Source organism: Pseudovibrio sp. WM33 (assembly GCF_001623165.1).
In the GTDB taxonomy this organism is placed as follows: Bacteria; Pseudomonadota; Alphaproteobacteria; order Rhizobiales; family Stappiaceae; genus Pseudovibrio.
Window position 1 is genome coordinate 64869 of the sequence record NZ_LMCK01000142.1, and the last position, 13318, is coordinate 78186.

At 49.6% G+C, this 13318-nt stretch carries 16 protein-coding genes, 1 tRNA gene and 1 pseudogene; 7 read left to right on the top strand and 11 right to left on the bottom strand.

The genetic code is table 11. The features are described from left to right. Nucleotides 1–19 precede the first annotated feature (19 nt). The 6 genes from PsWM33_RS25060 to PsWM33_RS25085 form a co-directional block, all read right to left on the bottom strand. Nucleotides 20–802, bottom strand: a complete 783-nt coding sequence (locus PsWM33_RS25060) for a TatD family hydrolase (RefSeq protein WP_063302035.1) — start codon at nucleotides 800–802, stop codon at nucleotides 20–22. 147 nt (nucleotides 803–949) lie between these two features. Beyond that, nucleotides 950–2503, bottom strand: a complete 1554-nt coding sequence (metG, locus tag PsWM33_RS25065; protein ID WP_063292283.1) for a methionine--tRNA ligase — start codon at nucleotides 2501–2503, stop codon at nucleotides 950–952. A gap of 74 nt (nucleotides 2504–2577) precedes the next feature. Beyond that, entirely contained in the window at nucleotides 2578–3639 is a 1062-nt protein-coding gene (locus PsWM33_RS25070) for a DNA polymerase III subunit delta' (RefSeq protein WP_063302036.1), read from the bottom strand. A 20-nt stretch (nucleotides 3640–3659) separates the two neighbouring features. Continuing rightward, nucleotides 3660–4325 carry a dTMP kinase gene (gene tmk, locus PsWM33_RS25075; RefSeq protein WP_063302037.1) on the bottom strand — a complete coding sequence of 222 codons (666 nt, stop codon included), beginning with the start codon at nucleotides 4323–4325 and terminating at the stop codon, nucleotides 3660–3662. A 52-nt stretch (nucleotides 4326–4377) separates the two neighbouring features. Beyond that, nucleotides 4378–5496 carry a D-alanyl-D-alanine carboxypeptidase family protein gene (locus PsWM33_RS25080; protein ID WP_063297040.1) on the bottom strand — a complete coding sequence of 373 codons (1119 nt, stop codon included), beginning with the start codon at nucleotides 5494–5496 and terminating at the stop codon, nucleotides 4378–4380. Between the two features lie 208 nt (nucleotides 5497–5704). Beyond that, nucleotides 5705–6850 (bottom strand): septal ring lytic transglycosylase RlpA family protein, encoded by a 1146-nt coding sequence (locus tag PsWM33_RS25085; RefSeq protein ID WP_063288749.1) that lies wholly within the window; start codon nucleotides 6848–6850, stop codon nucleotides 5705–5707. A 306-nt stretch (nucleotides 6851–7156) separates the two neighbouring features. On the opposite strand from PsWM33_RS25085, the gene PsWM33_RS25090 reads away from it, so the two are divergent. The 7 genes from PsWM33_RS25090 (at nucleotide 7157) to PsWM33_RS25115 (ending at nucleotide 9959) form a co-directional block, all read left to right on the top strand. After that, nucleotides 7157–7246, top strand: a tRNA-Ser gene (locus PsWM33_RS25090). A gap of 411 nt (nucleotides 7247–7657) precedes the next feature. Continuing rightward, a complete protein-coding gene (locus PsWM33_RS28915) occupies nucleotides 7658–7831 on the top strand; it encodes a recombinase family protein (protein ID WP_206599033.1) in 174 nt (57 codons plus the stop codon). Between the two features lie 198 nt (nucleotides 7832–8029). Beyond that, nucleotides 8030–8272 carry a hypothetical protein gene (locus tag PsWM33_RS25095; RefSeq protein ID WP_063302038.1) on the top strand — a complete coding sequence of 81 codons (243 nt, stop codon included), beginning with the start codon at nucleotides 8030–8032 and terminating at the stop codon, nucleotides 8270–8272. A gap of 77 nt (nucleotides 8273–8349) precedes the next feature. Further along, nucleotides 8350–8571 carry a hypothetical protein gene (locus PsWM33_RS25100; RefSeq protein WP_063302039.1) on the top strand — a complete coding sequence of 74 codons (222 nt, stop codon included), beginning with the start codon at nucleotides 8350–8352 and terminating at the stop codon, nucleotides 8569–8571. A gap of 9 nt (nucleotides 8572–8580) precedes the next feature. Continuing rightward, on the top strand, nucleotides 8581–9102 hold the full coding sequence (locus PsWM33_RS25105) for a hypothetical protein (protein ID WP_063302040.1): 522 nt from the start codon (nucleotides 8581–8583) through the stop codon (nucleotides 9100–9102). A 34-nt stretch (nucleotides 9103–9136) separates the two neighbouring features. After that, on the top strand, nucleotides 9137–9481 hold the full coding sequence (locus PsWM33_RS27765) for a hypothetical protein (RefSeq protein WP_063302041.1): 345 nt from the start codon (nucleotides 9137–9139) through the stop codon (nucleotides 9479–9481). A 25-nt stretch (nucleotides 9482–9506) separates the two neighbouring features. Continuing rightward, entirely contained in the window at nucleotides 9507–9959 is a 453-nt protein-coding gene (locus PsWM33_RS25115) for a hypothetical protein (RefSeq protein ID WP_063302042.1), read from the top strand. Between the two features lie 129 nt (nucleotides 9960–10088). Here PsWM33_RS25115 and PsWM33_RS25120 read toward each other — a convergent pair whose 3' ends face one another. The 5 genes and pseudogenes from PsWM33_RS25120 to PsWM33_RS28210 form a co-directional block, all read right to left on the bottom strand. Next, a complete protein-coding gene (locus tag PsWM33_RS25120; RefSeq protein WP_063302043.1) occupies nucleotides 10089–10907 on the bottom strand; it encodes an HNH endonuclease in 819 nt (272 codons plus the stop codon). Nucleotides 10908–11258: 351 nt separating this feature from the next. Further along, complete coding sequence (locus tag PsWM33_RS25125) at nucleotides 11259–11531, bottom strand: hypothetical protein (RefSeq protein WP_153040009.1); 273 nt, start codon at nucleotides 11529–11531, stop codon at nucleotides 11259–11261. 627 nt (nucleotides 11532–12158) lie between these two features. Then, nucleotides 12159–12482, bottom strand: coding sequence for a hypothetical protein (locus tag PsWM33_RS25130; protein ID WP_063302045.1), 324 nt, complete (start codon nucleotides 12480–12482; stop codon nucleotides 12159–12161). 102 nt (nucleotides 12483–12584) lie between these two features. Next, on the bottom strand, nucleotides 12585–12827 hold the full coding sequence (locus PsWM33_RS25135; RefSeq protein ID WP_063302046.1) for a hypothetical protein: 243 nt from the start codon (nucleotides 12825–12827) through the stop codon (nucleotides 12585–12587). A gap of 52 nt (nucleotides 12828–12879) precedes the next feature. Continuing rightward, a pseudogene (locus PsWM33_RS28210) lies at nucleotides 12880–13318 on the bottom strand (glycoside hydrolase family 108 protein); the annotation flags it as partial.

The window sequence follows — 13318 nt, forward strand, 5'->3', positions numbered from 1 at the left end:
TCCGCGTCAGTTTAGTCAATCAAGCTGGCTGTGGCACCTTGGAAAACAGGCGCAGGAAATTCTGTGTGGTTGCCTTGGCCATTACATCTTCTGAGACGCCCAGTGCTTCAGCCAGAACTTTGTTGGTGTGCGCTACATAGGCAGGCTCGTTGCGCTTGCCACGCCATGGCTGCGGCGCAAGATACGGGGCATCTGTTTCAACAAGAAGGCGATCCATTGGAAGTTCTGCTGCGATCTCGCGCAGTTCGGTGGAGCGCTTAAAAGTCAAAATGCCGGAGAAGGAGACATAAAGGCCGAGCTCCAGACCCTTCATTGCCAACTCTTTGCCAGAGGAAAAGCAATGAAGAAGTGCTGGGAAGCTGCCAGCCTTCATCTCTTCTTCCAAAATGCGCATCATGTCTTCATCGGCATCTCGGCTATGTATAACCAGCGGCAGCTGGGTTTCGCGTGCTGCTGCAATATGCGTGCGCAGGACTTTTTCCTGATCTTCTGGAGATGCGTTGTCGTAGAAATAATCCAGACCAGCTTCTCCGATTGCGACGACTTTGGGGTGCTTTGCAAGCTCCACCAATTCTTCAGTGGTGACGTCGGTTTCTTCTCCGGCTTGATGCGGGTGGGTTCCAACAGAGCAGTAAACGCTGTCGTAGGCTTCAGCTATCTCTTTGATCTGCTCGAACTTGCGGACACGTGTGCAGATGGTGACCATCAGCTTGACGCCAGCTTCGTTGGCGCGCTCGATGATCTGGTCGCGTTCTTCTGCGAAATCCGGAAAATCCAGATGACAATGACTATCAACTAACATGGTCACAGCAAAAGCGCCTCCAGCGCGATTCTGTCAATAGGTCCTGTAGACCTCTTGTTTTATCTCAGCGGTAAATACCAGCGTATTTGCCTCATAAAAAAGGGAGGCATACGCGCCTCCCCTTTAAGCTACATAATCTCTTGCGCTTTATTCTGCAGTTTCCGGCTCAACATAGCGTGGGAACACGCCTTGTGGCTTCGGCAGATCACGACCACCTTGCAAGCGACCAGCTTCACCTAGCAGTGCGAAGGAGCGCTCGTCTTCATTCAGCACCAGTAGGTCCAGCAGTTTAGATGCAGAGCCTGGCATCACTGGTTGTGCGAGAATGCCAACCTGACGGATGATCTCTGCGGTGGTATAAAGAACTGTGCTCATGCGCTCGGGGTCTGTCTTCTTCAACGCCCAAGGCTCCTGAGAGGCAAAGTAGCGGTTTGCTTCACCAACGGTTGACCAGATGCACGCCAGTGCATGGTGGATTTCCTGCTTTGCCATGAAGCCGCGGCATTTTTCCAGCATCTCATCAGCTTGTTGCAAGATCGCCTTGTCGTCAGCAGAGAATTCGCCTGGAACCGGCAGTTTGCCTTCGCAGTTCTTGAAGATCATGGAGAGCGAGCGCTGAGCCAGGTTGCCGATGTCATTGGCAAGGTCAGCGTTGATGCGGTTTACCATTGCTTCGTGGTTGTAGTTGCCATCCTGACCGAATGGCACTTCACGCAGGAAGAAGTAGCGAATTTGGTCGAGGCCGTAGGTTTCTACCAGATCACGCGGAGCGATAACGTTGCCCAGAGACTTGGACATCTTCTCACCAGAGTTGAACAGGAAACCATGGGCAAACACGCGCTCTGGCAGTGGAACACCAGCGGACATGAGGAATGCAGGCCAGTACACCGCGTGGAAGCGGATGATGTCTTTGCCGATGATATGTGCGTTGGCAGGCCAGAACTTGGCCATGTCGCCGTCCATATCAGGATAACCAAGCGCAGTGATGTAGTTGGTCAGAGCGTCGACCCAAACGTACATAACGTGCTTTTCATCGCCCGGGACCGGGATGCCCCAGTCAAAGGTGGTGCGGGAGATGGACAGGTCTTTCAGGCCACCCTTTACGAAGCTCATGACTTCGTTACGGCGTGCATTTGGACCAATAAAGTCAGGGTTCTTCTCATACAGCTCGATCAGCTTGTCTTCATAAGCTGAGAGACGGAAGAAGTAGCTTTCTTCTTCGACCCACTCGACAGGCGTGCCTTGAGGACCATAACGAACACCGTCTTCGCGAACTTCGGTCTCGCCTTCCTGATAGTAGGCTTCGTCGCGTACAGAGTACCAACCGGCGTAGCTGTCTTTGTAGATATCGCCAGCATCTGCCATTTTCTGCCAGATTGCCTGACAGGATTTATAGTGACGCTCTTCGTTGGTCTGAATGAAATCGTCATTAGAGCAGCCCAGCATCTCCACCATTTCGCGGAAAAGCTTGGAGTTCTTATCTGCAAGATCTGAAGGTGACATGCCTTCCTTGACGGCGGTCTGAAGCATCTTCTGACCGTGTACGTCGGTACCCGTCAGGAAGTGTACTTCTCGGCCATCCAGTTTCTGGAAGCGGGCCAGCACGTCAGTTGCAATTGCCTCGTAGGCATGGCCGATATGCGGCTCACCATTTGGGTAGGAAATTGCTGTTGTAATATAGAAAGGCGATTTTTCTGTCATATCCTAAAGCGATCTTTTGATCCGGGATCTAAATCTGGAAAGTTCTTTGGGTTTGTGGCCCAAAAAGACGTAGGTCAGCTCGTGCTTGCTTTCCGCAGGTCAACGAGGAAAGACAACACAACTTGCTTGCGATCAAGGTTTAAAGCTTCTGCTGTTGAGGCAGCGCGGCCCACCTTTTCCCACAAGTCAGCCCACCTGACAAGCGCATCCGGCTTTGTGCTTGCATCTTTACGCAGTTGATTGCTCAAGAACGTGCGGGTCAGCTCCAAAAATGTGTTCCACGCGTCTTCTGCACCACGTCCCGAAACTTTATCTGCAAAGCTGTGCGCACGGATCATATCCAGATTGGCGATTGTCTCAACCAAGCCGGTAAACTCCTGCGCGATTTGCAACGCTCCGCCGTTTGCTGCCAATGCGGCCTGACGCAGGCTGCCATCAGCGAGTGTGTGCAGAGCCTGTGTGTTGCCGGATGGAGCGCAGCCCATGTCAGTCAGCGCTTGCTCAATCGTCTGCTCTTCCAGTTTGCGCATGGACAGTTTGCGGCATCTGGAGCGAATTGTTGGCAAAAGACGTCCGGGATTGTGTGAAAGCAGGATAAAGAGCGACTGCTTTGGTGGTTCTTCAAGAATCTTAAGCAGAGCGTTGGCTGCGGACTGGTTCATGTCGTCAGCAGAATCAACAAGGCATATGCGCCAGTTTCCGCCTGCGGCCGTTGATCCAAAGAAGCCTGTGGTCTTACGAACTTCATCAACAGGAAGGTCCCGCTTGAAACGCTTTCCTTTCAAGTCCCATGGGCGCCGCAGATGCAGGAGGTCTGCATGAGAACCTGCGGCAATCATTTGAGAGCTATGGCTTTCTGGTGGAACGTATAGGCTGTTTGCAGCCATCACCGGCGTAGAAAAGCGGTCCGGGTGCTCCAGTATGAAGCGTGCGAAACGAAATGCCAGTGTGGCTTTGCCGATGCCTTTCGGACCGCCAAGGATCCATGCATGATGAAACCGCTGCGATCTGTAGGCATCAAGCAGTTCGGTTTCTGCAAGTTCGTGGCCGTATAGGTTGGATTGCTCGCGTGGAAGCGGAAGGCCTTCGACCTCGTCGAACTCAGGGACTTCTTCGATTATGGAAGCTTTCGCCATACTCACTTTTCCCTGATTGCTTACGGACGGGCCGTATCTTGTTTGATCTGCTCTTCAAAACGGCTTTGGACAGCTTGCCAGATATCTTCAGTCACTTTGTCCTGAGACTGGTCACCATCAATCACAGTGATGCGGTCCGGCTCTTTTCGGGCCATCTCCAGAAACATTTCTTGTCTGCGACGGTGCGTTTCCAAGGTATCTGTTTCAAAGCGATCCGGGCCATCAAATTCGACAGGAGCGGTACGCTTTGAGACGCGGGCCAAGCCGACTTCAGGCGTCACGTTGATCAGCAAGGTCATGTCTGGATTATGACCTGCGATTGCGACCTGTTGCAAGGCTTCTACGGTTTGCGGAGGAACACCGGATTCGCCCTGATAGACGCGTGAGGAATCGGCAAACCGGTCGCACAGGACCCATTTATCGTCATCTAATGCCGGTTTGATCAGTGTGTCGATATGGTCTGCTCGGGCAGCTGCAAAAAGAACTGCCTCAGCCGTTACACCATAATCTTTTGCAGCGCCGGACAGCAGGACTTCGCGAACGAGTTCAGCGCCTTGAGAGCCGCCCGGTTCACGTGTGGTGATTGCTTCAATGCCTCTGGCCGCGAGTTTGTCGCGTAAGCGCTGAATTTGAGTAGACTTACCGGCGCCTTCGCCGCCCTCAAAACTGATAAAAATACCCGACAACGTCGAACAGGCCTCCAAGACCTACGGAGTTCAATAGTTCTGAAATCCGGTGCTAGAACAACTGGTAGAAGAACTCGCCTAGCGCGTCCCAAGCACGGCCTTGCAGGTCTCCCATGGCTACATCCTCTCCTGTAACCAGTGTTGCCCGATAAATCACGTCATTTTTGGAAAGAACCTGCAGTTCTCCAACTTCCATTCCCTCTTTAATCGGTGCGGGTATGGGGCCATTGTAAACAACGCGCAGTTGGTATTTGTCTTTTTCGTTGGGATTGATAAGCGTTGCGACGGCATCATTTGTCTTCAGGGAGACTGTTGTTCTTTTGCCGCCATACACTTGTGCATCGCTGACAAGATCGCCTTTGCGGTAAAACTGTTCGAGCTTAAGGCCGGAAAAAGATGGCAGCAATAGAGTTTTCATGTCCTGAACACGGTCTTGCATCGTCGGTGAGGCTGCAATAGCGGCTACATAGCGACGACCGTTGCTGTCGAGTGTTCCAAGTGCTGCAAAACCTTCTCTCTCAGAGAAGCCAGCTCCGAACCCGTCCAGTCCTTCAATATCCCGAATGAGCGGGTTTTTGTTGCGCTGTGTGATCTTGTTCCAGGTAAAGCGGTCCATGGAAAACACAGAATGCAGTTCAGGCTCATGTTCCAGAACATACGCTGCTAAGATTGTCAGGTCTTCCAGTGTCGTTTTGTGGCTCTCCTCAGGGAAGCCGGTCGGATTGGTGAAATTAGAATTTTCCATTCCAATGGACTTGGCGAGCTTGTTCATCTCCCGCGCAAAGTTGGCTTCACTGCCGGCCAGGCCTTCTGCCAGAATGATTGCGGCATCGTTCGCGCTTTGAACGATGAGGCCATACATTAGATCATTCACGGGGACAGAGGAGTTCAGGCGTGCAAACATGGTGGTAACGCGTGCGGGTGCTCCGCCTGTCCGCCATGCATGTTCACTGACCTTGAATGTGGTTTGCGGTGTGATGTCACCGGCATGCAGTGCCTGCTGCACTGTTACGGCGGTCATGAGCTTGGTCAGGTTAGCTGGCGCAAGCAGAACCTGAGAGTTTTTAGAGAAGATCAATGACTTGTTGGAGAAGTCGTAAAGCGTCGCAGCTTTGGCTTTTATCTCAACAGCATGAGCTGTTGGAGATGCGACTAGAGCGCAGAGCACCATTGCCGCTATCGCTGAAAATCTCCAGCAATCAGGAGATAGCCAGCGCTTAAAGTTGCTTCGAGATTTATGCTGTTTGCACTTCTGCCACCCAACCTGCACGCCTGCGTCTCCCTGAATGTTTTTAGAGAGGCTATGCTACGCCCCATCCCCTAAAACAAACACTAACGCAGGTCAGCAGACTGGGTAAAGCCGTTTAAAACTAAATGACTTAGTGTTTTTGGCCAGTACGAGATTGCAGTAAGTTCTTCAAACCAGTTCCACCTGAAAATGATTTAAATGCTTCATGCGCACTGTTGAGCCTTTGCTGTGACGTATAGGAGGAAACTGCATTTCCGCTCTGGAACGTTGGCGCACTGCCACTTGTTGGTGTTTTGTAAACACCTGAACTTGGTGGTGGAAGGAGTGAGCTGCCAAAGGACGTTGAAACTGGCTGTGCGGCAATCGCAGGTTTGGGCGCATTCGGGTTTGCGTTTGTCGCAAGGGCGCTGTTGATGCGGTTCTTGAAGCTGGATATGGATGCGACTTGTGTCGTGCTCAAGTTACGTTCGTAGACCACAGCAGGATCGAGCTGGCTGGAATTGAACGCCAACACATTTTGTGCCGCATAAATTGGAGTGTCGTATGGCCTGCTTTTTGGCATTGGAGCCGGGCCGGAAATGCGTTTCACAGGATTTGCAAAGGCAAACATGGTCTGAGGTGCAGAGTTCCCGCCGTTCCAGTTTCCGCCATTGCCAGAATAAGATGCCAGTAGCTTCTTCTCATCCTGTCCGTGAAGAGGTGCGCGGCTAACGTATTCAACACGAACCTTTGCAACGCCGCTGGATTTGGTGCCCAACATTCCAGCAACGCGCTCAGACAGATCAATCACGCGATTATCGTGGAATGGTCCACGGTCATTCACGCGCACAATCATGGAGCGACCATTTTGCAGGTTTGTCACCTTAGCATAGCTTGGTAGAGGCATTGTTGGATGCGCTGCTGTCAGTGCATTACGATCAAAGATTTCGCCGTTTGCTGTTTTGCGACCATGGAAGGTTGGACCATACCATGATGCCTTACCGGTTTTCTTGTAGTTATCGTCCCTTTTGGGATAATACCACTTGCCAGCCACTTTATACGGTTTGCCGACAACAGCGCGCCCGCCTCCTTTAGGAACTGGCTTAGTGCCTTTCACCACACGAGGACTTGCAGCCACGCCGTACTTCTTTTCACTGAACTTCACTTTGTCTGTGCCGCCGCCACAGGCTGCAATACCTGCGCACAAGGCAACTACAGATATGCTAGTCGCTACACGTTTGATCGTTTCGGGAGCTGGTGCTTTCACCGAATAGCCCCAATTCAGTAAAGAAGTCATACCGTTGTTACTCACTACATGTTCGGCACTGACGGATTTCAGTCTGGTTGAGCAAAAACACCCGAGCTCACTACAAACTGAACCAATATTAAAAAGATAGCCGATAAACCTTAACTGAATCCGATCAAAATGTCTCCACAAGAAAGAGAGATTCTTACCAAGGCTAACTTCCTTAGGGGAATTGGCGGTTTTGGTGGGGCTGTTTGATTCCGCTGTGAAAAAATTAAATTCATGCTGTGGAACAAGTTTTTCGCTGGCTTGACTTTGAAGGCCGCATGAACCAAATAGAGCCCACACCACACAGCCGGAGAGGTGGCAGAGTGGTTGAATGCACTGGTCTTGAAAACCAGCGGGCGTGGAAGCGTCTCGTGGGTTCGAATCCCACCCTCTCCGCCATCACTGCTTTTACTAAGTAGTTGATTGCTAAAGAAAAACCCGCGAAAGCGGGCTTTTTTTTGCCTATTTGTTTCCCTCAACGGGTAACAAAACGGGTAACAAATAAATTTTTAGGGCCCCCAAAGTTCTCTCTAAGAGCCCAAAATCTCCCCCTCTAAACTCTTATGATATTTCCATTGTGCCTCCCTTTTTTGAAGTTTCCTCTTACGTGTACGGGTAAGCTTTAAGCTCAGGCTAGTACACAAAGAGCTCAGAGCTTTTTATGTGCGGCCGAGAAGGCCCGAATGAATTATTTTCTTCAACAAAAACAATGATATAAATATATAAATATATAAATTTCTAAATGTAGGACAGTTTGTAGGACAAAAAACCGCACCAAACTCTTACGGCGCCTGTCTGCATTCCTGTGAGTTGAAAAATAAAGTAACACTCCAAACGGGAGAAAAGTTAGCTTTATCAACACCGTTTGGTAAAGCTATCATACATTTCCTTGCCGCATTCGCGCTGCTTGAACGCGACCTAATACGCGAACGTACGATCGCTGGCATGCAAAAAACCAAAGAGCGCGTCGGACCTCATGGCTAACCATGGGCCATGCCTCCATAATGTGAAGAATATGCACACAAACAGCTATTAGCTAGACGCCGCGGTTCTATGATATAGAAAGAATTGCAAGCGATGAACGGCCCAAACCTCTCGAAGTCAGCCTATTTTGCTTGGCAACAACGCTGGGACGTTAACAACCCAAAAACCGATAACGATAGAGTATAAACGGATATTAAAATGCACAATCAATTTCTTGAAGTATTTGTATTTACCGCAGAAAAGGGTGGGCACGCGATAACTAAAGTCAAAGACGGGAGCAATTTACCAAAAGATCTCGGACCTTGGAAGTTCCAAAAAACTATGCGGATCGGAGAGAACGACGCACCTCGCATCGGCGCCGACATGGACAGCAAGGAAATGTATCAGCGCGTATCCGAAGACGGCTACATCTTGCAGCCTAGCGACCTGGCAGAGCAGTAGTGTTTTAAGAGGGCTCCACTCCTCATTAGACCGCACGAAGAATGGAGCCCCGACAGTCAAACTAAGGAGCAAGGTGAATGATCATTAGAGATGTTGTGAAATTCCTTATAGATAACGGGCCGGGTCGCACACAAAGACAGCTTTCAGTAGCGATCTTTGGATCAGATGATCGCGGTTACCAGCAGCGTGTCAACTGGGAGTGCCGCAATCTCACCGATAACGGTCAGGTGGCATGCAGAGGAGCGGGTGGCATTAACGATCCGTACACATACTACCCCGTGACAGAGGCAGCCAACTAAGGAGTGAACGTGAAGCTGATACCAAGCCGCCCAAATTTTTTTAACAAAGACAACTTGAAAAGGCAGGCTGCATTTCAAAAGAGCCTAAATTACTTTGCCGCGCTTAATAGCATTGACTGGTTAACATATGCGTTGATCGCATACTTAAATTGGAAGATGTATTCACTGACCACAAACGGGCACGCTGAGCTAGCACGTCAATTCGGAAGTGTTTGGGTTGTTTTCGGGATACTATTTTATTTCCTTCTACCAGCGCTATTCAAAAAACAAACACAATTGCTTTTGAGGGTCATTGAACTAGAGCCAATGATTGGAGCATACACCAATAATTTTCTCTCTGATCATGCTCATAGTTTCGTCCAAAAATGCATTAAGGTATTGCTCATACTCGCCAAGGCTGAATTTCGTTTTATGACTAGATTTATCAAAGTTGTGGAGCTTTACTTTGTAGTTTTCGGAACATTAATCAGCTCCTATGGAGTGACACCGTTGGTAAATTTCTTTCTGTCTTTTCTCGGCACAGGCATTTGACCGAAGACTAAACAGGACAACTAATGAGCTTTGCATGCGATTACTCTTCTTCTTGGTTTGGTCAACTTGCTTTAGCATAGCTCCCACTCAAGCCAAATCACTCTCATTCTTATGCAGTTGGGACAACCGCGCACCAATAACAATTGAGCTTGACACTCAAACTCGTAAAGCAAAACGCAGTGATGGCGGCTCTGATTACACTCTCATCAAGATCACTGAACAGGCGGTGTGGTTATCGGTTGATCAGCACTACACTCTTGCAGTCCAATCAATTGAGCGAAACAAAGATAAGGGCGGCAAATGGATAGATATCATTCACTTCGCAAACCGCGTGCCCATTTCGATATCCGGCGGGATATGCTGGGAACAGCCGAAATAACTCGATCCGACTTAAGGAGCAGGAAATGACAGAGATTCTCGAAAAACAAGAGGTTGCGGCCCGCTCTTTCAACGATAATGAGAGCTTCTATGCAGTCGTACTGTTTAATTCTGCTGCCTTTGAGGGCGCTGCCCTCGTTGCTCCTGATCGCCCCGAAATCCCAGCTGAGTTAGTGGACAAAATCAGATACCTTGGTCCTCCCAGGGCAATCGATGATTGGCGCGCGCCAACTGGATATGAGGATCCAGTCGAAGAGCAGGAAAATGACAGCCCTTTTGACTTCTGCCACAAGTGTTTCAAAAAGATTCGCGATAACATCATTCACTGCAATAAGGCAATCTGGCCTGAAGAACCATCAAGGCGTCAAGCTCTCCTAGAATGGTCTAAGGAATTTGTTGACGCGGTCTATACCTCCAACTCCGCGTACTCAAACGAAGCCAAACGTCTCAAAAGTGAGCTGGGCATCGAAAACTTTTGAAGTCCAATTAAAGGGGCCTACTTTCTATTTCTGTTAAGAGCATAGTTAGGCCAACCAGCAATTAAGAATGCTCTTTGATATGGTGATCGCAATAGTTGTCTCTGTGTACGCTATTGGTCACCATTCACATTAGTTGCCGTTTGGTTCAATAACTTCAAGCTGCCGGACTAGCTGTCGATTGAGCTCATCACCGTTTTCCCCAAAGTGAATTTCTCGGTGAACAGCCGGACAGATTGCGGCCACGAAACGAGGATCATCTGGACCTTCATCTGCAAGCCTTCGAGTATGGTGGACCTCCAGGTAGGGCTGCCCAGAGGCAGTTAGAAATGGAGCAGGCCTACCTGTCAATTCGCAAATACCACCCGCCCGGGCGAGAACATAGTCGCGAACTGCCTTGCTGCGGCTTCTGTAGACACGTGGAGCATCATTCCAGTTCATGGATTGCTGAGGTACTGCTGCATCAAACGCTTGTTTCCTCAGGTCCTCTATTGAGGTACCTTTGATTGTCATTACCTCTTTGTCTAGAGGTGGCACCGCATCATGCTTGCAACGGACGAGGTGAAACCGAATGCATTCTCGCATATCGCCGTTTCGATCTACACCTTGAAAGATGTCCCAGGTTTGGCATGAAAACTGACCTATGAAGCGAACCGGTTTGGATTTTCCCAAAGCTTCAAATAACAGCAATGGCTTTCCATTGATGTCGTGATCACGAATAGCCAGGTTACCGCCCTTGAAAGACATGTCACCGACTTGCCCCTCGCCTGTGTACAGGAAAACACCTGAGTCCTGCCACCCATCAGCGTAGCCATGCTGTTCACCCGATTTTCCGGTAAAAATGAAGATCTTCTGATGTGAAGCAGGAGTGGAGATCCCACCCTGAGTTTGACCTCCATAAACTTCGTGAATGTCTTTCTTGCGTGAATATTCCTGCCCCTCGATATACATACTCAACCTCAATTCGTTCTCAGAGCGTGAAAGTAGTGGTTTACTTTTAAACCACTACTTTGCCCTCATACTGTACGAACTGTGAACAGTTCTCAATTGAATTTAGTGAAAAGCGATGTTGGAATTTCTTTGATGCGACACGCATGAAATGCCATTGGCTCCGGCCGGATCAGAACCAAGACCTAGGCTCAGGCGAAACGGCTAATTATGGCCTTACTCTTATAAGGTAGCGGGAAAAACAACTCTGAAGTTGAGATCTCGCTCTTGCTTGAGTTCTTCTGTGGTAGACCAATGGCAACTAATGATCATCAGTACCATGCTGCACCTATATGTCTCAGGGACTTGCGTTTCCTACTGATCTGCTAAATCTCCGCGATGCCCAGAAATTTGGTCCATGCAGTATCTAGCATAACCAATTGCCACAACCCCACACCAGAGCCACAGGAAGATCGCCAACGGCTCCCCACTCACCACAGCGACAAGCATAAGCCAGCCCGCCGCAATCGCCGCACATGCAGCCGCCATAGCCGGGAGAAGCCAACGGAAGCGTTGCATCCGTAACAAGAAAAGCTGCCAACGCGAAACAACCACTAGACCGTTATTCAGATTTTGACGAGAAACCATATCATCCATCCTTCACTTAGTTGTCACACGCAGCTTGAAGGACGTATCCCATCCTAGGAATCCTTAGATATTCGGGTTGCATGCAATCACTGAAAGCTGGCGATGAATAAACATCTTGTTTTCACCGGAATTCACACACAGGTAACGGATGTATTTGCGAACTACCAACTCATTTTCCCAAATGAGATTCCATTGTAAATTTATAGCTTAAATTGGATAATTTAGTTTGATGCAGCTATCCCCGCCGCAGGATAGCTAGACTGTTAGATAGCTTCTAAAACACCATCAACCCTTTTCAGAGTAACTGTGCGATCAGATGTGATTTTCTTACAAGCTCGCGGAGAGATAGCTGTAACTTGCAAGCGACTGAAAACGTAAATCTTCTCTTCGTTTCCTAGACAGTCCAAGAGCGCCGAAACATCTAAAACTACTTGCTACTTGCTCTTCACTCTCACCATAGCCTAAAATTGAGTTTCTATAAATTACCACAAACATGAAAAACTCCTAATATTTACGTGTAATTAATTTCACACGTATGCATTAGGAACCGTTTTTCCGTAGTGGGTTACTGGTGAGAATAAGAGGCAGTTTAAGCAGGGTACACAAATTGCCTCATTTAAACGAAACTCACTTATTGCGGCGCCAAACTCCTAACAACAACTCTGCAGATTTGACCGGATCTCTCGAAAGCCGCAACACAAACACAGTGATATTGCGACCACTCATAGCAAGCACACCGGCCGTGGCATCACTAAACGCAGGCCTCAGTTCAAAGAAGTCCAGGAGCGGCTGAGTGAAGGTTACGGCCGCAGCAATTCCGATGAAGAATGTAAGCACGCGTTGCCAGAAGCCAGCCTCTTGAAGCAAAGCTCCAATAAGTGCAAAAGCGACAATGACGGCCGTTTTCCAGAACGGTAAATGATAGAAAATCTCTAAGATAAAATCCGTCATTTCCAGCAGCCCTGCCTCTGTCCGTTCCTGTCATTTGCTGCAACTCTATCCGCCCCGGCCCGATCCGCTTGCACAAGCGCCACGAACCCGACAGGGCTTAGGTTATTCTTTGTAAACCCGCCGCAGCTGCTCGCACTCTTCTGTGTCACGCAGCCTGGCATCACCAAAATACTCAAGACACAAGCGGTAATCTTCAAGACCTTGCAGATAGGCATCATCCTGCTTCCTTTGCTGTTCCGCTTTCACAATCCCTTGCAAAGCGTCATGCTCTGCCTCGATAAACGCCCCCTGCCGGATCTGGTGATAAGCAACGGCAGCAAGCGCACAAAGAAGAAGGGCGGCCACCAATGCCCGCCCTGTCTTCGTTCTAATCAGGATTGAGAGAACCGCCCCCACCTCAGGCGGCCCGCTCTTTATTGATCAGCAAATAGCCCGCAACGCCCACACTAAGAACCAGAGCGATTGCAAAGCCCCATTGCACCGGCCCGGAGCCGGCCAGAATGCCGGAGAAACCAGAAGCAGCCATTGCGCCCTTGGTGATCCCCTCCGGGCTCAGCCATGCGCTAAGGGCGCTGGTTTCCTCATCAACAGCCTTTGCCCCCTCTTCATTGTCATGCACATCCAGCTTGGGAGCCGGGGCACGTTTAATAATGGCGTTGTTGACCAACTCCAGGGATCGCTCCTGCACATGACGCACGCGCCGCGTCCAGCCGGTTTTGTTGTAGGGCCAGTTTCTCAGCCGCTTCATGAATTTCAGGCGAGCGACTGAGAACAGATTGATTAAGACAGTGGCAGAATGAGCCTTCACTGCACCCAACGTAATCAGGCCCAACACG